Annotated in this window: 11 protein-coding genes and 2 pseudogenes; 4 read left to right on the forward strand and 9 right to left on the reverse strand. The window is 41.2% G+C overall.

All coding sequences use genetic code 11. From position 1 onward, the window contains the following. Positions 1 to 121: 121 nt before the first annotated feature. A complete protein-coding gene (locus ACGEDC_RS05855; protein WP_394497060.1) occupies positions 122 to 841 on the forward strand; it encodes a DUF3313 family protein in 720 nt (239 codons plus the stop codon). A 103-nt stretch (positions 842 to 944) separates the two neighbouring features. Here ACGEDC_RS05855 and ACGEDC_RS05860 read toward each other — a convergent pair. Continuing rightward, a pseudogene (locus tag ACGEDC_RS05860) lies at positions 945 to 1,822 on the reverse strand (radical SAM protein). A 155-nt stretch (positions 1,823 to 1,977) separates the two neighbouring features. On the opposite strand from ACGEDC_RS05860, the gene ACGEDC_RS05865 reads away from it, so the two are divergent. After that, complete coding sequence (locus ACGEDC_RS05865; protein WP_055023532.1) at positions 1,978 to 2,235, forward strand: hypothetical protein; 258 nt, start codon at positions 1,978 to 1,980, stop codon at positions 2,233 to 2,235. An 88-nt stretch (positions 2,236 to 2,323) separates the two neighbouring features. Here ACGEDC_RS05865 and ACGEDC_RS05870 read toward each other — a convergent pair whose 3' ends face one another. From ACGEDC_RS05870 to ACGEDC_RS05880, 3 genes are all read right to left on the reverse strand, one after another. Continuing rightward, complete coding sequence (locus tag ACGEDC_RS05870; RefSeq protein WP_394497063.1) at positions 2,324 to 2,641, reverse strand: putative quinol monooxygenase; 318 nt, start codon at positions 2,639 to 2,641, stop codon at positions 2,324 to 2,326. 21 nt (positions 2,642 to 2,662) lie between these two features. Further along, positions 2,663 to 3,142, reverse strand: coding sequence for a GNAT family N-acetyltransferase (locus ACGEDC_RS05875; RefSeq protein WP_055023534.1), 480 nt, complete (start codon positions 3,140 to 3,142; stop codon positions 2,663 to 2,665). Between the two features lie 132 nt (positions 3,143 to 3,274). Then, entirely contained in the window at positions 3,275 to 6,439 is a 3,165-nt protein-coding gene (locus tag ACGEDC_RS05880) for a TonB-dependent receptor (RefSeq protein ID WP_394497066.1), read from the reverse strand. A gap of 260 nt (positions 6,440 to 6,699) precedes the next feature. Between ACGEDC_RS05880 and ACGEDC_RS05885 the strand changes: the two genes are divergently transcribed. Continuing rightward, positions 6,700 to 6,912, forward strand: coding sequence for a hypothetical protein (locus ACGEDC_RS05885; protein ID WP_394497068.1), 213 nt, complete (start codon positions 6,700 to 6,702; stop codon positions 6,910 to 6,912). Between the two features lie 11 nt (positions 6,913 to 6,923). Here the strand turns inward: ACGEDC_RS05885 and ACGEDC_RS05890 are convergent, their stop codons facing one another. Next, entirely contained in the window at positions 6,924 to 10,085 is a 3,162-nt protein-coding gene (locus ACGEDC_RS05890) for a TonB-dependent receptor (RefSeq protein ID WP_055023536.1), read from the reverse strand. A gap of 331 nt (positions 10,086 to 10,416) precedes the next feature. On the opposite strand from ACGEDC_RS05890, the gene ACGEDC_RS05895 reads away from it, so the two are divergent. Next, a complete protein-coding gene (locus ACGEDC_RS05895; protein ID WP_394497070.1) occupies positions 10,417 to 11,190 on the forward strand; it encodes a S1/P1 nuclease in 774 nt (257 codons plus the stop codon). 239 nt (positions 11,191 to 11,429) lie between these two features. On the opposite strand, the gene ACGEDC_RS05900 is transcribed toward ACGEDC_RS05895, so the two are convergent. The 4 genes and pseudogenes from ACGEDC_RS05900 to ACGEDC_RS05915 all read right to left on the reverse strand — a co-directional run bounded on the left by ACGEDC_RS05900 (position 11,430) and on the right by ACGEDC_RS05915 (position 19,914). Further along, entirely contained in the window at positions 11,430 to 13,430 is a 2,001-nt protein-coding gene (locus ACGEDC_RS05900; RefSeq protein WP_394497072.1) for a multiheme c-type cytochrome, read from the reverse strand. Between the two features lie 421 nt (positions 13,431 to 13,851). Next, positions 13,852 to 15,804 carry a multiheme c-type cytochrome gene (locus tag ACGEDC_RS05905; protein ID WP_282167616.1) on the reverse strand — a complete coding sequence of 651 codons (1,953 nt, stop codon included), beginning with the start codon at positions 15,802 to 15,804 and terminating at the stop codon, positions 13,852 to 13,854. Positions 15,805 to 16,376: 572 nt separating this feature from the next. After that, positions 16,377 to 18,233, reverse strand: a complete 1,857-nt coding sequence (locus ACGEDC_RS05910; RefSeq protein WP_394498258.1) for a multiheme c-type cytochrome — start codon at positions 18,231 to 18,233, stop codon at positions 16,377 to 16,379. Between the two features lie 308 nt (positions 18,234 to 18,541). Beyond that, a pseudogene (locus ACGEDC_RS05915) lies at positions 18,542 to 19,914 on the reverse strand (SO_0444 family Cu/Zn efflux transporter). Between the last annotated feature and the right edge of the window lie 22 nt (positions 19,915 to 19,936).

The raw sequence follows: 19,936 nt of genomic DNA on the forward strand, positions 1-19,936 counted from the left end.
TGACCACCGTTATTAACAATAATAGCCAGTGATGCTTTTTGTCATGCACTAGAACCAATATTGACTCTACCTTAATTCCTGCCATATTAATTAGCATCATGTAAATTAAGGGATTAAACATATGCGTCATATCAACACATCACATATCGCTATGGCTGGACTCGTTATATTTGGCTTGTTTGGTTGTGCAACTCAGTCAGCCACACTTCAACAAGGGCCAGATGCAGAGATCACCACGGATGGGCTGGTTAAAGTCGATAACTCTAGATTGGCACTTTCGTACGTTCGACCTGACGTAGATTGGACCCAATACTCCAAACTCTATTTCAGGCCAACAAAGGTGACTAATGATCACCCTAAAGATTACCGTGCTCCTAGAGTCGATCCACAGACTGACGGCTTAAATGCCACCTATGACTTACCACAAGAATCGCTGGACAAAATGGCACAACAGTTTTCAAAGACGGTGCAGGATGTCTTTAATCATGAGCAACCATTTGAGTTAGTGACTCGCGCAGGCCCTAATACCTTAGTGATTGACACTGCTGTTAGCGACATTCGCCTTAGCGCACCTGTTGAAAGCAGCCGCAGAAGCTATAATTCTATGGGTAAAACCTACACACAAAACTCAGGTTCAATGGTATTGCTGGCTGTGCTGAAAGATGGCCAAACAGATGAGGTACTCGCTAAGGCTGCCGATCGCGCTATCGGATTTGATCAATGGCGTCAAAACACTAAGGTATTTAATTGGGGTGATGTGAAAACAGTTTATCGACGCTGGGTAAATGACTTTAAAAATGCCTTGATGACCGCAGCTGCTGATACGCCTGAGACAAACTAACGATTGCTCATTTCCAATCGATATCTGAAAAAGTGAGTCACTAACAGCAACGATATGTGGCTGCCCATTAGCGCAGCCACGCTTGTGACTCTTCGTTGCGGCCTTACAAACCTCGTTGCCATTCCTGTCGTAATGGCACCATACCTTGCATAGCCTGATTTACTTGGGCTAGTAACTGAGGTTTATCTTTACCAAGTACGCCCTTTAACACCAAATAATTCGAAGCGTGATCAGACCTAAAAATCGTTTTGTCTAATTCCAAATTAGCCAATAGTGTTTGCATCTCATCAAGTAGAGCTATCTGATCGGGTAGTTCAAAATGACCGTCAAATGCTACATCCATTCTGTCAGTACCAAGCGGTAAGGTGACCACTAACGTAGATAGATACTCAGGCTGCGCTGCATTCATCAATTCAGCAGAGGCTTTAGCATGTTGCAATGACAAACTTTTGCCGCCCAGCCCCATTAAAATCATCACTGACGACTTGATACCCGCTTGCTTTATTTTATTGAGCGCCGCTAAAGATGAGTCAAAATCCTCCCCTTTTTCGATACGACGAAGTACCTCGTTGTCACCACTTTCACAACCAACATAAAGCAATGACAAGCCCATTTGACGAAGCTCTGTAAGCTGCTCTACTGTCTTATTAGATAAATTACGAGGTAAGCAATAACTGCTAATACGAGTCACACTGGGTAAGTGCTTGTTAATTAGTTGGCAAATTTCTTTTAGCCGCTTAAAGGGCAAAGTCATTGCATCACCGTCGGCTAAGAATACTCGACTAATGGAATGTCCCGATGCCGCTGCTGCTAATATGTCTTGTTCAATTTTATCAACTTTATGAGCTCTAAACTTTTTTGCTCTTGAGTATACATATCGCAAAAGCTACAGCGGTTCCAACTGCAACCATTGCTCACTTGTAAAATCAGTGATTTCCACTCAGAAGGCGGCCTAAATACTGGTTCTATATAGCTAATCAATGTCGTATCCTTTCGACCTCTCAAAACACATTTTGTATAAACAGTGAGCGTAATGACTGTTTTTTATTCTATTTTCTGATCCAAAATGTTTGAAATGATCGTATTAGTTGTTATATTCATTTTGTTAACTCAATAATTATTCAGGCTTATTGATTATGAATCAAGTTGCATATGCTATCGGCGAGCGTCGTGGGGAACCTCTCGATCAAGAACAGCATTGGGAACGGATGACAGCAGACCAAAAAATGGCGCTGTATGATTTAAACCGGTTTGGCTACCGATTACTGTTTGTAAGAATGATGCCAGAAGGCCCTCTCGCGGTGGTTTCACAACAAAGTGAATTAGCAGTGATTGATTTTGAAGGCGAAGTGAATTTGCGTCCTGACATCAAATTACGTGAAGAGTCTCAATAGCAAGACGGTAATCTAATCATTGGTTCTATCAGTCACGCATAAAAAAGAGTGCCTCTGCACTCTTTTTTGATCCAATTTAAATCACACCTTAAGCAATGACTTCATTAAACACTTCCACATGATGAGACTCAACGAGCTCAGGCATGACGTTGTGGAAATAATGTTGAATATCATCTTTAGCGCAATGCTCATCAAACGTCGCTTTATCAGTAAATTTTTCAACGAATGCGACCTTACGATCGTTTTCTAAACTCACGTTAAGCTCATATCTAATACATCCCAATTCACGACGTGTGTCTGGGATCAACGATGCAAGCGCTTCAACTAATAACTCACGTTTGCCTTCTTTAGCGACAAACTGCGCAATACAAACTATACGAGTCGTATTAATTCTATAATCTGACATAGATATCCTTGAATAGTAAACTTAACTAGGTTTTAAAGTGAGTAACATATCAATATGTGGGATGCCGTCTTCAAGGTACATCTCTGAATTATTGATAAACCCTTGCTGCTGGTAAAAATGGTTTAAATGTTGCTGAGCGCCAATTTGAATATTTTCCTGTGGCCACAAATCCTTTACCACATCGATTGACCGTTGCATTAATGCATGGGCAATTCCCTTTCCGCGTGCAGATTCAGCAATAATAACTCTGCCAATACTCGCCTCAGGGTAGCTCACGCCTGCGGGTAAAATTCTTGTATATGCAATCAGTTCGCCTTGCGCATTGAGTCCTAATAAGTGTTTTGCGCCAGGCAATCTGTCTTTATTATCCAGTTCTGGATAAGGGCAGTTTTGCTCAACTACAAACACGTCAACTCTAAGCTTTAATACTTCGTATAGCTCATCTAGGCTAAATTCATTAAAGCTAAGTAATTTCCACTGCGTTGTATCTAGTTGCGACATTCTGATTGATCACCACTTAATGATTTTATCGCAAGCTTACCATGAATAAACAACATCACTAAATGGACAAATCAGGTTCAAAAACACAAAAAAATACCGAGCCTAAGCTCGGTATTTTTCAACAGGTTCTAGTTAGAACATGTATTTTACTCCAACCTTAATCTGCCATGCTGACTGATTAATATCGTAAGTATTGAAGTTGGAAGTATCTATGCCGTCTTGACCAAACGGAGTTGAGTAAGTGTAAACACCAGTTTCTGCATCATAGCTGTGATCAACAAGCACCTTGTTGCCATAACTTTGATATTGCACCTTACCCCAATCATCATTAAGCAAGTTCAATACGTTCTTAACATCGAAGTACAGCATGCCTTTATGTTTTTGAGTAAAGCCCGGTAATTCTTGGGTAAAACGGAAGTCTAATTGATGTACCCAAGGTTGATTGTGAGTGCCTTTATCAATGAGTCCACCTGCGTATTTACCTAACCCAAGCTCATCAATGGCCTTTTTAAACTCTTCATAAGTTAAGCCACCAGCATATTCAACATTGGCATCATCTGCACCTGTTGGAATATACGGTAGATATGCATTAGAGTAGGCGTAATCACCTTGGTCACCAAATCCGCGGTCATTATACGAACCTAATACCCAGCTCATTGGGTTACCTTGGCGTGCTTCATAGAACATATTGAAGCTAGAGTTATAACCTGCAAATAACTCAGTGTCGTAACCTAAGCTAAGAGTGAAACGATGTGGCGTTTCATAATAGCCTGGCCCCATAGTGGTGCCGTTACGATCTGCGCCAACAATTGGATATTGGTAGTTAGAACCTGCTGTTGAAGATGAACCTTGGTTACCTTCGTCAACTTGGTTATATGCATAACCAAAGCGCATGTTCAGACCCATGTCCCAATTCTTCGCCAAGCTAAAGCTTAACGTTTTGCTTGAGCCGTCAGTGTCTGCATTAGTGAGCATTAAATCTGAACGCTCTGTGTGTCCACCTTGTCCGTTATTCGCTAATGGATCCCAGGTTTCATAAATTACTCGGCCAGTATCATCAGTTCTGACTTTACGACGAGATAAATCAACCCAAGTTACATCATTTTCTTTTTGGATGTAGAGGAATTCACCACCAAAGAACCAATCTTGACCTAAGGCCCCTAAGTCCCAAGTGCTGTCAAAGCCTACACTGACTCGCCAATCTGATGGTAACTCAAAGTTCGGGTCAAGTGAGTTAGTATTACCGTCTCCACCCACAAGACCATCTTGCGCTTCACCAGGAACATTACCAAAATCAGGTGTGCCCCACGCATCGTTCCAACCGCCGGTATAACTTAATAAGCTGTTACCGTCATTTGAGAAACTATTCGACATCCAAACCGTTGGGTAACCACCGCTGTAACGACCGACACCACCGCGTAACGTCACATCATCCGTTAGTACGTAATTTAATCCTACCCGTGGCAGCCAAATATCTAGACCATCCATTGTGCTGTTATTAGCAAAGCCATAACGATCAACAAAGTTGCCATTTAATTCTGGTGAGTCTGACATCATAATCCTTTCGTAGCGCACACCAAAGGTCATTTCTAGGTCATAGTTAATTTCCCAGGTATCTTCTAGGAATAATGCCAGCGTTTCCATGTTAAATTGAGCGGCAACATCATCTGGATTGCCTGATAAAGCATTTTGATAGCGGAAGCGATCAACAATGCCACGCTCGAAGTCTTCGATAGAATCAAAATCCCATGTACCCATAGTGTCTTGAGCAAACAGGTTAAAGACGTCAATGCTGTTGTACTGGAAACCAAAACCAATCTTATGCTCGTCTAGGTAATAATCACCCACAAAACGCACTTCCAAGTTTTGGTTATCAAGCTCATTGGATTGGCGCGAGCGCTCAGTACCAAAGGTTACAGTACCGTTGTCAGTTCTCACTGCAACTTGTCCAATACCCAAATTATCTACTGGGTTAGAGCTACTTACAGTGTCTTTATAAGCAACTTTAAATTCAGTCGTGAAGTCATGGCTCCAGTCACTGTATACAATCGCAGCGTAAGATTCGAAATCCTCTTCTTTATCGTACCAATAGCTTGATAAGTTTAAGTAACCTTCGGTATCAGAAACACGGTTAGTCATATTACCGACCGTTTTTTGATAGGTTAAAGAAGCACGGTGATCATCGTTAATGTTCCAATCTAACTTCGCCAGAATCTTCTCATCTTTTTCTTGAGGTGTGGCGTTATAACTACCAATATTATCAAGGCCATATACGCTACTAGCAATGCTGTTGATTCGATTTAATTCGTCTAGCGTTACATTTGAATCATTAGGAAAACCCGCTCCTGCAGGTCCCCATTCAGCCGCTTGTGGCGCATCAAAATTCTCGTAAGAGCCGAAGAAAAATAGCTTGTCTTTAATCAAAGGAAAGCCAATCGTGCCACCAAATGTGGTTTCTTCGAAATCCTGCTTTAAAGCTTCACCAGTGATTTGATCTTTACCATCGCCTGCCATGCTGTCATTGGTGGTTTCCCAAAACATCGTACCCGATAGCTCATTGGTACCCGACTTGGTTACCGCATTAACTTGTGCCCCAGAAAAGCCACCACTACGCGCGGTAAATGGCGAAGTATTTAATGCAACGCTCTCTACAGCATCAATAGATATTGGTGAACGCTGAGTTGGATAACCATTTGAATTTAAGCCAAAATCATCATTTTGAGATACGCCATCAACCACAAAGGTGTTAAAACGAGGGTTAATACCCGCAACACTCATAGAGATACCATCATTCCCCACAACCGCCATTGGGTTTTGACGTAATACATCTTTTAAGTCACGGTTTATACCAGGTGAATTAGCAATATCGTCAGCACCAAACTCACTGTTACTGCCAGCTGAACGGTAGTAGTTTGCGTTGCCGACTACCCCAATTCGCTCAATGTCAGTAGCAGATTTTAATTCACGATTAAAACGCAGTGTTTCGCCTACATTTAAAAACAAACCTTGCTCAACATCATCAGCAAATTCATCAGAACCGACTTTAATGATATATGGTCCACCAACACGTAAACCACGGGCCGAGAATTGACCGTCGGAACCTACTGGCACTTCTGTAACTGTACCTGTTGGTTCATGAATAATAGTAATCATTGCATCGGTAACTGCATTCCCCATAGGTCCAACAATGTGACCTCGGATATTAGATGCAGTTTGCGATGCTGTAGCTGGTAGAGATACGACACCTAAAGCAAAGCAAGTCGCCAGCGCTAAGCGACTAATTTTATGGTTAAACATTATCTGACCCCTGAAAATTTTTATAATTTAGCTAGCTGTTCTAGCTTTATTTGAAGCTGTAGAGTAAAACTTCAGGGCGGATGCTATTGAGCATATATTTCAGTGCCATTTCATATTTGTAGCAAAACGCATCAATGGCAAAGTACATCTATTTACAAAGCGTTCATTAACATATCGAATTTACCATCACCGAAATAACGGCATCTGGCTAAAAGCCCGATGAGACCTAGGTTAACTAATGTTAATCTTGTGAGAAGGGTATGATTTTTTTAAAAACTGAGGCAATAAAAAGCAAATTAATTCGGTTAAAAAGTATTTTAACACTTCAAAAAACAAACAAACAAGCATCAATAGGCAAACAAACAAGCCTCAACGCACAAACAAATAAAAAACAAATCACCCACCAACCAGTAACAACCTTGAGTGGTAGGCAAAAAAATACCGAGCCTAAGCTCGGTATTTTTAAACGTTAAATATGCTCAGATTAGAACTGGTATTTAACACCCACTTTTAACTGCCAAGCAGACTTATTAATGTCATAAGTATTTTGGTTAGCTGTTTCGATACCATCTTGGCCATAAGGCACTGAGTAAGTGTATACACCCGTGTCAGCATTGTAGTTATGATCAACTAGGATTTTGCTACCAAATGATTGGTACTCAACAACACCCCAATCGTCATTCATTAGATTAAGTACGTTTTTCACGTCAAAGTACAAGATACCTTTATGATCTTCTAGGAAGCCAGGTAGCTCTTGAGTGAAGCGGAAATCTAATTGGTGAACCCAAGGTTGGTTATCAGTACCCTTAGGTGCGATACCGCCTGCGTATTCACTTAGACCAATTTCATCAATAGCTGCTTTAAAGTCTTCGTAAGTTAAGCCACCAGCATATTCAACATTGGCATCATCAGCACCTGTTGGAATGTATGGAAGGTATGCATCAGAGTATGCAAATGAACCTTGGTCACCGAAACCACGGTCATTGTGCGAACCTAGAACCCAAGTCATAGGACGGCCTTCACGTGCTTCATAGAACATGTTGAAGCTTGAGTTGTAACCAGCAACAAACTCAACATCATAACCTAAACTAAAGGTGAAACGATGTGGTGTTTCATAGTAACCAGGGCCAATTGTTGTACCGTTACGGTCATACTGAGTAATTGGGTATTGGTAGTTAGATGTTGCGGTTGAAGACGAACCTTGGTTACCTTCATCAACAGAGTTGTAGGCATAACCTAAGCGCATATTAAGACCCATGTCCCAGTTTTTCGCTAGGGTGAAGCTTAATGTCTGGCTCTTACCATCTTCTTCTGCATTAGTTAGCATTAAGTCATAACGTTCAGTGTTTCCACCTGCGCCATTATTTGCTAATGGATCCCACGTTTCGTAAATCACACGGCCTGTTGAATCTGTTCCAACTTCACGACGTGCTAAATCAACCCAAGCCACATCATTTTCTTTTTGGATATATAAGAACTCACCACCAAAGAACCAGTCTTGACCTAGAGCACCGAAGTCCCAAGTACTATCAAAACCGATGCTTGCACGCCAATCTGAAGGAAGTTCGAAGTTTGGATCTAATGAGTTAGTGTTACCATCGCCGCCAACAAGACCATCTTGAGCTTCGCTTGGTACATTACCAAAATCAGGCGTACCCCAATCAGTATTCCAACCATCGTTGAAGCTTAATAAGCTGTTACCGTCATTTGAGAAGCTGTTAGACATCCAAACTGTTGGGTAACCGCCACTGTAACGACCGACACCACCGCGTAAAGTAACATCGTCAGATAAGACGTAAGTTAAACCGATACGTGGTAACCAGATATCTTTACCATCCATTGTCTCGTTGTTTGCAAAACCGTAACGGTCAACGAAATTTTGGTTTAATGCCGGAGACTCAGACATGGTGATGGTTTCATAACGCATACCAAAGGTCATTTCTAAGTCAGCGTTAATTTCCCAAGTATCTTCAACAAATAATGCTAACGTTTCCATTGTGAAGTTAGCAGCAACATCGTTTGAGTTGCCTGATTCAGCATTTTGATAACGGAAACGGTCAACAACACCATTTTCGAAATCATCAATTGAATCAAAATCCCATGACCCCATAGTGTCTTGAGCAAACAAGTTGAACACTTCGATGTCGTTATACTGGAAACCAAAACCAATGGTGTGCTCGTCTAGGTAGTAATCACCCACAAAACGAAGCTCTAAATTTTGGTTATTTAATTGATTTGATTGACGAGAACGCTCAGTACCGAAGTTAACATCACCACTGCCAGTACGCACATTAACTTGACCAATGCCGATGTTATCAACAGGGTTAGAGTTACTTGTCGTATCTTTATAAGCTAATTTGATTTCAGTAGTAAATGAATCTGTCCAGTCACTGTAAACCGTTGCTGCATAAGACTCTAACTCTTCTTCTTTATCGTACCAGTAGCTTGATAAGTTAAGTGAAGACTCATCGTCAGATACTTTGTTAGTTAAGTTACCAACAGTATTTTGATAAGTGAAAGAAGCACGATGTTCATCGTTAATGTTCCAATCCACTTTTGCTAAGATTTTTTCATCTTTTTCTTGTGGAGTTGAGCTGTAACCACCAATGTTATCTAGACCATAAACACTGTTAGAAATACTGGTAATTCTGTCTAACTCTTCTTGTGTTACACGAGAATCGTTAGCAAAACCTGCACCAGCTGGTCCCCACTCAGCCGCTTGTGGAGCGTCAAAGTTTTCATATGAACCAAAGAAGAATAATGTGTCTTTAATTAATGGGAAACCAACAGTCGCACCAAATGTTGTTTCTTCAAAATCTTGCTTTAATTTTTCACCCGTTTCTTGGTCTTTACCGTCGCCAGCCATGCTGTCGTTAGTCGTTTCCCAAAAAACAGTACCAGCTAACTCATTCGTACCAGATTTTGTCACTACGTTAACTTGTGCGCCAGAGAAGCCACCTGTGCGAGCTGAAAAAGGAGATGTGTTTAATGCAACACTTTCTACAGCATCAATTGAGATAGGAGAGCGTTGAGTTGGGTAACCGTTTGAGTTTAAGCCAAAGTCATCGTTTTGAGATACACCATCAACAACGAACGTGTTAAAGCGTGGGTTAATACCCGCAACACTCATTGAGATGCCATCAGTACCTACAACAGCCATTGGATTTTGACGTAATACGTCTTTAAGGTCACGGTTAATACCTGGAGAGTTAGCAATATCCTTAGCACCAAATTCGCTGTTGCTTCCTGCACTGCGGTAATAGTTTGCATTACCCACAACACCGATACGCTCCATATCACCTTCAGCTTGAAGAGTACGGTTATAACGTAAGGTTTCACCAACGTTTAAAAATAAGTCTTGCTCTAAATCATCCGCAAATTCTTCTGAATCTACTTTAATGATATATGGACCACCAACACGAAGACCACGAGCAGCAAACGTACCGTCAGCACCAACAGCAAGCTCAGTAACGGTGCCTGTTGGTTCATGAATGATGGTAATTGTTGCATCTGTTACAGCATTTCCTTGAGGTCCAACAATCTGACCTCGGATATTTGATGCAGTATCGGCTGCCATGGCAGGTAGAGAAACACCCATAGCAAAGCAAGTCGCTAGCGCTAAGCGACTGATTTTATTGTTTAACATTTTCAGACCCCTGAAATACTTTTATATTTTAATTTGTTTGCTAGTTAAGCTAGCTTTTAATATGAAGCCGTAGAGTAAAAACTTCAGGGCGGATTTTATAACCAATTTGTTTCAAAATCATGTCATTCTTGAACTATTTTTCAACAATATCTAAACTACTTGCGTCAAATTTACTTCACAAATTTAACCAACCCCTTACTTGGTAAGGGTTCATGGTTGTTTTGTCACAAAAATTTAATTTGAAAAATATATGATAAAACGACCTCACTCACTCGATTTAGCATGCCGTACTAGGGTCAAAGCCTGTTAAATCGCTTTTGGAATAATAATAATGAAACCTGCAGTAATTCTTTTCAGTGCAACACTTGCGCTCAGTAGCCTTGTCAGCTCACCAGTTCATGCTTGGGGCCAAAATGGTCACCGTATTATTGGGGAGTTAGCACAAAATAACCTTTCTGCTGTCGCACAAGATAAAATCAATCAAATAACGCAAGGTGAATCTTTAGCACAAATGTCGACCTGGCCAGATGAAATCCGTTCAGATAAAAACTGGCATCACGCATCACCATGGCACTATGTATCAATTGCCGACGATGAAACTTGGGACACAGTCAAAAGAAACCCGAAAGGCGATATTATTGAAAGCCTTGAGCGTTTTGAAAAAGTGTTGAAGGATCCTAAGGTTAGCAATAAAGATAAGCGTGACGCATTAGCATTTTACGTTCACTTTGTCGGTGATATTCATCAGCCATTACATGTTGGCCATAGCCACGATCATGGCGGTAATAAGGTCAAGTTAAAATGGTTTGGTGAAGACACAAACTTGCATAGTGTTTGGGATAGTAAGCTGGTTGATCATAAACAGCTTAGCTACACCGAATACACAAAATTCATTGAACGTATCTCAGATAAAGACATCAAGAGTTGGGTCGGAAAAAGCTATTATGACTGGGCTGATGAGTCAAAAACATTGCGTGAAGCAACCTATGAATTAGAAAAAACCGCGACGACCAACCAGACTTACGCTGGCAGTATATTTTCGATCATACGCCAACAGTTGAATTACGTTTACAGCAAGCAGGGATCCGTCTTGCAGAAAAGTTAAATATTATTTTCAGTAAATAATTGTAATGCTTGTTATGTGAATAAAGAGTGTCATATTAAGATAATTATGTCGTCATTGAACTGAAATTTATTCTTAATATTTTGTACAAGCCGCGTTATTACATAGCTTATTACGCATAAAAAGAGCCACTCATTTGAGTGGCTCTTTTGTTTAACACTGACTGTTAAATGAAACGTTCTAGTTAGTCAGCTTGCAGGCACTGACTCACTTTACCGTCATTAACGTTCAAATACATGGAACTTATCAATACCAAATGATTTACCTTCGGCGTGGCACGTTGCACAAGACTCTTGTGGAACAGCTTCATACCATACTGGTACTTCATCAACTTTCGCATTAATTTCACCACCATTTTGCTCCATGTGGTTCAATGCTGAAGCTGAATCATGACAAGCATAACAATTGGCAGTGATTGGGCTTGCCATGTTATTAGTATCAGGGTTGCCTTCTTCAGTTATTGCTAAGGTTTTAGCTAGCATGTATTGATTAGGTACTGCATATAAATCAATACCTTCAGCATGACAAGACACACAGTTTATCGCATTTAATTCAGCAGATGAATTATACAAGTAGCCACTGTCATCAGATCCAACAATAGTTTGCGAAGCACCCCAGTGCATTGCATGAACCATTGGTCCAAATCCAGGTCCACTTGTTGCTTGCCAACCTTCTCCACCATATGCAGCATTGAAAATGTAACCCGCATTGATTCTTTCTTGCTCGCTAGCAAACTCAGAACCTTCAAGACTGATATGTCGAGAGCTCATTCTGTTTTGACCATTGTTATGACAAGCAACACAATCGTAACCGCCTTCACTGTAACCACCATTCTTATGGTAATTGGTCTCTTCATTATGACAAGCGCTACAGCTGTCACTTGTTACTGCATGGCGACGATCATAATCAGTCACTTTTCCATCTGCGATAGCAAACACAGGTGAGTAACTGGTAAATGTTACACCGTCATATGAAGGATCATCACCGTGAGCAAATGTGACACGAGAGCTCGCCATAATTTGTGGTGCATTGATACCAAAACCTGATGCGGCATAACACATGGTTTTAGTACCATCGCCTTTAAAGCTGGCTTCATAAGAATTGGTTTCACGGCCAATAATAGATTTATTGTTATAACCATGCATGTAACCGCCTGCATAGCTTAATGTTCCATCATTATAAAGCGTTTCGATATCTAGCATACTCTCGCCTTGGTAAAGGCTGAGATCGGTACAATAGGTAACACCAGAATCCGGTGTGTAAATATCTGAAAGCATTGTAGAGTGCTGACTTCTAGAGTCTTGTCTTGCCGCCAAACCTACATTTTCAGATTTTGCGTGGAATTCACGGGCATCAAAGTCATTCATCGCCATCACAATGCCGCTAGCAGCACTGTCTGAAGAGTGACAATCACTACAACCATTTCCTGCAATACTGGTATTAATTACTGGCTCAGCATGACAGGTATAACAGTTAGTAACTGCAAAATCTTTTTCAAACTTTTGATGATTAATGTGACCGATTTTCTGTAATGTGTTGGTGGCATATCCGCCATTTTCTTCAGCGCGAGACACATTGTTATGACACACTAAACAGCCTGCAACGAAATCGACCTCGCCTTCAACATTAATTGCTGTGTAGCTAGGATGCTTCATGCTAGAAGTGCCATAGTCCACGTGACAGCTATAACAGGTTTCTGTCGTGCTGGTGTGGATCATTTCAGGTTTATCCACCACCATAGGCTGTGAACGAGCGATTTCTGTTTCGCTATCTCCGCCTACACGTAACCAAACGATACCCTCTGAGGCTGCCGTCACAGCTGGCATAGCAGCAATAAACTCATAATGCCCATCACCGATAGCTGTTAATGATGACCCTTCTTTAGTGGAATCTGTATAGCCACCGACATTGCCATCACGATTTAACACCACACCACGGTCGGTTTTTTCAGCAAATTTAGCTTCTGCTTTACCTAAACCATTGACTAAAACGCCATCTTCGTTCGTCACTTCAAATTCGTAGCGAACTTGGCCTTCCTCAATCGCATGCGAAATCATAGTGATATGGGTAATATCAGCGGATTCTGTTACTGGTGGATTAGGTCCTGGACCTGGTTCACCTGGTGCGCCATCTGCACCGTCTTTTCCATCATCAGCACAACCAGCAATCCCCATCGCTGCTGCAACAACGAAGGCTAATCTGCGTTTCGTTAAATGTTTCATCATCACTCCGAATAGTTTAATTACTACTTTTTAGGTAAACACCTGATTGGCATAGTAGGGACTAACCGCTTTATCTGGAGTGATTAAGCTCACGAAAATTTATTGATTAAACAGCAGAAAACAGCCTTTGTGATTAAATTATGAATGAAATCAGAATCAACTTATCTGTAATTTGATTACTGGAAATGCAAGAGCAGTATAACTCCCTTAAAATTATACACTTGTATCAAAAAGAAACTAAAAAATGTAATAAACAACGAGTATAAATAGCAATAAAAACATAAGCATTATTACCATTAAATACTAAATTAACCTCGTTTTTTGACCTGTTAACCAATAAAAAAGCCACTATATAAAATAGTGGCTTTTTTCAACTTATGACAATTATCTTAGCAGGGATAACATTGTCGTTAAGTTACTCTTAGCGTTCAAAGTTATGGAACTTATCAATACCGAATGACTTACCAGTATCATGACATGTTGCACAAGACTCTGAAGTACCTTCAGTGAACCATTCAGTCGTTGATGGTACATTCAACTCACCACCATTTTGCTCCATGTGGCTTAACGCTGAATCAGAGTTATGACATGCAAAACAGTTTGCAGTGATAGGGCTCGTCATTACACCAGCATTACCTTCATTATACGCTTTAGAAAGCATGTATTGGTTCGGTACATCAGCTAGGCTTACACCATCAGCATGACAAGAGACACAGTTATCGGCATTCAAGCTTGCTGCTGAGTTCGCTTCAGGCGCTTTATCACCTAACTCGTTACCAACACCCCAGTGCATGCTGTGAACCATTGGGCCGAAACCAGGACCAGACAATGCGCCTTTACGATCTTGACCATTGTTATGACAAGCAACACAATCTAAACCGCCGTCACCGTAGCTACCGCTTTTATGGTAGTTAGTGTCGTTGTTGTGACAGGTCGTACAGCTGTTTTCATCGATAGTATGACGACGACCCCAATCTTGTACTTTTTCAAAGTTGATTGGGTCAACTACATCACTGTATCCAGTGAAAGACACACCGTATTCATTATCGCTATCAATCCAATTGGTATCAGCAATCGTAATACGTGAGCTGGCAGACAAGTTAGCAAGTTCATAACCCGCAGTTAGCTCGCCGTAACATACTGAACGTGAGCCATCAGCATTTTCAATGTAGCCTTCTGAACCATGACCAATAACACGTGCAACAATAGAATCATTGTAGTAGTTGTTAATGTAAGCACCACCATATACTACTTCATGAGCTTCATACATTTCACCAATGTTCAACTGTACAGGTGTTTCACCAGAGTTATCAAACAATGCGATATCAACACAGTAACCTGATGTCCAAGCAACATCTTTGTGATCAATCCACTCATCCATTGTAGGATTAAAGTATGGCGCACTAGTTGTAGTGTAATGATTTGCACGAATGTCTTTACGCTCTTCTAAACCAATTTTAGAAGATTGGAAATGGAACTCACGAGCATCAAATCCGTCAGAAGGAACAATCACGCCTGACTCGCCTGAGCCATGACAGTCACTACACCCATTACCAGCAATACTGGTATTAATCACAGGCTCTGCGTGACAGGTGTAACAGTTAGTTGGGGTAAAATCTTTTTCAAACTTTTGGTGATTAATGTGACCAAGCTTTTGCATGGTATTTTTAGCATATCCACCGGTATCAAGTGAGGTACCATCTTCAGCAACATCACGTGGAACATTGTTGTGACACACCATACAGCCACCAACAAAATCAACTTCGCCATCAATGTTTTGTGCGACATATTTCGCATGCTTAATATCTGAAGTGGCGTAATCAACGTGACATGAATAACAAGTTTCAGTTGTTGAGGTGTGGGTCATTTCTGGCTTATCAATAATGATATACGGTGAATCAGCAATATCGCCACCGCCCACTTGTAAGCGAATTAATCCTTCTGTATCTGCTTGTACAGCTGCCATTGGAGCAACGAGCTTATATTGCCCGCTGTCAACTTCTGTAATAGTTGCACCTTCAGTAGCATTATCGCCACCAAACGTTGCACTACCACCGACACTACCGTCACGGCTACGTTGAATACCGCGATCTGTCTTAGCAGCTAAGTAAATACCTGCATTTTCAAGACCCGTAATCGCAACGCCATCTTCATCAGTTAAGTTAAACTCTACTGTCACTTGGCCTTCTTCAACCATATGAGCAATATACTCAACATTGGTTACTGTAGACACTTCAGTGACTGGTGGAGTAGCGGGTTCACCCGGTGCACCATCTTCGCCATCAGCACCATCTTTACCGTCATCAGCACAACCTGCAATCCCCATTGCAGCCGCGACAACGAAAGCTAATCTTCTTTTCGTTAAATGCTTCATCATCATCTCCTATTGCCCATTACCACTTTGTAGGTACAGGTCTATTTTTATACTAGGCATTTCTTACTCACTAAATAGTGACAATGATCACGACTGAATTAACACGAAGCTGATTAACACTTTTTAATGTTCAAAGTTTGACTCAGATCTAAATAACTACATCCTTATATAAATAACAACAACGGCAACAGCAAGCTAAACCATTGTTTTAAAAGGGTTTACAACTAATTAAATAATTTAACAAATAAATTAAACCTTATTATTCAACAACTTAACCTTCATTTATAGTAAGTAAAAGCCTATTTACTCTATAACTGAAATTACAATTAAGTTTAAATTAAGTTAATTTTAAGGTTTAAAACTAAGCTCAAAAAATCAGTCAATGACATTATGTTGCTTTAGCAAGCACCGAAGAAGAATAGAATATGAAATTCAAACCAGCCAATTGACAGATGAAATAGAAAGGCAAAAATGAAAAAAAGCCACTATTTCTAGTGGCTTTTAATTATTTATGATTGCGATATTGAGCTTTGCAGGGCCAGTTAATATCGCAAGCTATAAAATGTCAGTGATTAACGCTCAAAGTTATGGAACTTATCGATACCCATTGACTTGCCAGCATCGTGACATGTTGCACAAGACTCAGAAGTACCATTTGTGTACCAATTAGTACCAGCTTCAACGTTCAGCTCACCACCATTTTGCTCCATATGGTTAAGCGCTTGCTCACCATTATGACATGCGTAACAGTTTGCAGTAATTGGGCTAGTCATAACGCCTGAATCGCCACCGTTATAAGCTTTTGAAAGCATATATTGGTTAGGGATAGCGTAAAGTTCGATACCATCAGCATGACAAGAAACACAGTTTGCAGCGTCTAGATTTCTTGCTGCTGCATTTTCACCGTCTTCACCAGCTTGGCTACCTACGCCCCAGTGCATGCTGTGAACCATTGGGCCGAAACCAGGTGCAGAGTTACCAGCACTACGATCTTGACCGTTGTTATGACAAGCAACACAATCTAAGCCGCCTTCAGCGTAGCTACCATTTTTGTGGTAGTTAGTTTCGTTGTTATGACAAGTCGTACAGCTGTCAGTTGTCACGGCATGACGACGATCGTAATCAGTCACATTGTTCAGATCAGCTAAGTCAGCTACTGGCGAGTAACTTGTAAGTGAAACACCATATTTACCGTCATCATCAATCCAGTTGCCACCTTTAAAGGTAACACGAGCACTTGCCATGATTTGTGGTGTGTTCAAGTCTAACTTAGCGTGACAGAAGGTTTTAGTTCCGTCGCCTTTATAAGACTCTTCGTAACTACGAGACTCACGACCCACTAATGATTCATTATGGTAACCGTGAAGGTAAGTACTTGCGTAGCTTAATGTACCGTCATTATATAGCGCTTCGATATCCAGTACTTCTTCACCTTTAAATAAGGTTAAATCAGTACAGTAGTCACCTAAGTCATTCATGTATACAGCAGATAAAGTCGTGCTGTGCTCTTCACGAATAGTTTGACGCTCTGTAATGCCAATTTTTTCAGACTTAACGTGGAATTCACGTGCATCAAAGTCACTGTTAGCAGCTAATAAAGCCATGTTGTCAGACATATCTGTTGTATGACAATCGCTACAACCGTTACCCGCGATACTTGTGTTAATCACAGGCTCAGCGTGACAGGTATAACAGTTAGTTGCAGTGAAATCTTTTTCAAAGCCATTGTGATTAATATGACCAAGCTTTTGCATACTGTTGCGTGCGTAACCGCCATCATCACGAACCACGTTGTTGTGACAAACTAAACAACCTGCGACTAAATCAGTTTCACCTTCGGTATCGATTGCTGTGTAGCTTGAATGCTTAACGTCTGATGCATGGAAATCAACGTGACAAGACTGACATGTTTCTGTCGTCGTTGTGTGCACGTTTTCAGGCTTGCTAACTACGATGTAGCGAGACTTAGCAATTAAGTCACCACCACCCACAGCTAAACGAACAATACCTTCAGTACCCGCTGTAACATTTGGCATAGGTGCTACAAATTCGTAGTTACCATTTTCCAGTACAGTTAAGCTAGCACCAGCAGTTGACTCACTTGCACTACCACCAACGATAGTTCCTTCGAAATCATCACGACTACGAGCAATACCTTTATCAGTCATAGCGGCTAATTCTGCGTTCGCTTTTTCTAAGCCAACAATTAGCATGTCTTTTTCGTTTGTGATTTGGAATTCAAAAGTTACTTTGCCATCACCAATTTCATGGTGAATAACGTCGACATTAGTAATCTCTGAGGTTTCTGCTGATGGTGGTGGTGGCGTTACGCCATCTTCGCCATCTTTTCCATCGCTACCACAGCCTGCAATCCCCATTGCTGCTGCGATAACGAATGCTAGTTTGCGTTTCGTTAAATGTTTCATCATCACTCCAATTTCTTATACCACCATTGAGGTAGCTCGGAATCATGTTAGGTATTAACCCAAACTTTATGAGTGATTCATGTCACGTAAGATCTGAACTTTAACAATTTCAATATTCTTTAAATTAAAACCTTGAGCCAGATCTAGTTTAGCTAGCGCTGATATTAACAATTAAAAATCATTCCTCAACCTGCTCGTTATTTACACGCAAACTACGTAACAAACTGTATCAACCAAGGCGTTAGACTTAAGGTTCAGTTAATAAAAAAGGCCCTGAGGGCCTTTTTTATTGCTAAAGTAAAACAAATAACTTACGAACAGCAGTCTCGTCGCAAGCTTTTTTCGGTAACTTATCATAAATAACTTTTGCCATTAACAAGGCCAATACAATCCCAGATCCCGTAGTAACAAAATGAGGTAATAACTCATGTTCTTCGCCAATTTGCGGCATGACAACAAAACCAAAGTGCTCCACAAGATAATTGACTAAGACACCAAAACTTAACGCTACGCCCAACACCCCGCCTAAATAGCCAAACAAGGCACGCTTACCTAGCTCTTTGGTGACAACACCTAAAGTGGCAATATTGGTTGCAGGCCCTGCCATCATAAAGACCAAAACTGCCCCAGGTGACACACCAGCTAATAGTAAACCTGCCGCAATCGGTGTTGAGGCAGTAGCACAAATGTACATAGGGACAGATATCAACACCATCACCAACATAGCTAAAATCCCGTCACCCCACTTTGCTAAAAAGTCACCTGGAACAAACGTTTGTACTAATGCAGCAAAAAATAGACCGACTAACAACCACATCGTCGTGTCTCTCACTAAATCCGTTGCCGCGTAATGCAAACCTGACTTTATCCTTGACAATACTGACTCGCTTTTTAGCTCTGTCGCCATATCTTTTGTTGACTCGCAACAGCTTTCAGCCGCATGTTCATGCGTGTCATTGTTGTCACTGACTGCAGCGTGATCTGTCTTAGTGGCACAGCAGCCTTTAGCAACTGTAGCCACTTTTTCGTTAGTTGTAATATCTGTCTTACCCGCGCAACAACTACTCGTGCTCGGGAGCGCTTCAACGTTGTCTTTGTTGCTAGAACAGCAACTGCTTGATGCCGGTTTACTTTGCGCCTTAGAACTACAACAGCTTGTTTCAGGAGCCTTAACCTCAGCGGCTTTTGAACTACAGCATGAGGACACCACTTCACCCGCGGTACCTAAATCATTATCTTCAGCGTTTTTTGCAACCTTTGATGAAGCCTTAGCCTCACTCACCTCACCTTTATCATCTCGACCAACCAATAACCCTGCCACAACGGCACTGGTAATTGCAGCAATAGGACGAATAATTGCCATAAAAGGCCCAAGTAAAACATAAGAAACTGTCACAGAATCAACGCCCGTTTCTGGGGTCGACACTAAAAATGAAGTCGTAGCGGCCTTAGAAGCACCGCTGCGGCGCAGCCCCACGGCAGCAGGAATGACACCACACGAACATAACGGCAATGGCGCACCTATCACTGCGGCTTTAACCACGGTTTTAACCCCATGACCACCTAATTGCTTTTGCATCCATGCCATAGGCACAAACACTTTTAATAATCCGGCTAACACCAAGCCAAGTAATAACCATGGTGCTGACTCTAAAAATAATTCTACAAAGTTAGTGAATAACATCTCTTGCCCCACTATTTCTTGC

Source organism: Shewanella sp. ENK2 (assembly GCF_043568515.1).
GTDB lineage: Bacteria > Pseudomonadota > Gammaproteobacteria > Enterobacterales > Shewanellaceae > Shewanella > Shewanella japonica.

Bases quoted from the DNA above. Each gene is read 5' to 3' on its own strand.
- ACGEDC_RS05865 (WP_055023532.1), top strand. From the start codon at position 1,978: ATGAATCAAGTTGCATATGCTATCGGCGAGCGTCGTGGGGAACCTCTC.
- ACGEDC_RS05875 (WP_055023534.1), bottom strand. From the start codon at position 3,142: ATGTCGCAACTAGATACAACGCAGTGGAAATTACTTAGCTTTAATGAA.
- ACGEDC_RS05870 (WP_394497063.1), bottom strand. From the start codon at position 2,641: ATGTCAGATTATAGAATTAATACGACTCGTATAGTTTGTATTGCGCAG.
- ACGEDC_RS05855 (WP_394497060.1), top strand. From the start codon at position 122: ATGCGTCATATCAACACATCACATATCGCTATGGCTGGACTCGTTATA.
- ACGEDC_RS05885 (WP_394497068.1), top strand. From the start codon at position 6,700: ATGATTTTTTTAAAAACTGAGGCAATAAAAAGCAAATTAATTCGGTTA.
- ACGEDC_RS05880 (WP_394497066.1), bottom strand. From the start codon at position 6,439: ATGTTTAACCATAAAATTAGTCGCTTAGCGCTGGCGACTTGCTTTGCT.
- ACGEDC_RS05900 (WP_394497072.1), bottom strand. From the start codon at position 13,430: ATGAAACATTTAACGAAACGCAGATTAGCCTTCGTTGTTGCAGCAGCG.
- ACGEDC_RS05890 (WP_055023536.1), bottom strand. From the start codon at position 10,085: ATGTTAAACAATAAAATCAGTCGCTTAGCGCTAGCGACTTGCTTTGCT.
- ACGEDC_RS05910 (WP_394498258.1), bottom strand. From the start codon at position 18,233: ATGATGAAACATTTAACGAAACGCAAACTAGCATTCGTTATCGCAGCA.
- ACGEDC_RS05905 (WP_282167616.1), bottom strand. From the start codon at position 15,804: ATGAAGCATTTAACGAAAAGAAGATTAGCTTTCGTTGTCGCGGCTGCA.
- ACGEDC_RS05895 (WP_394497070.1), top strand. From the start codon at position 10,417: ATGAAACCTGCAGTAATTCTTTTCAGTGCAACACTTGCGCTCAGTAGC.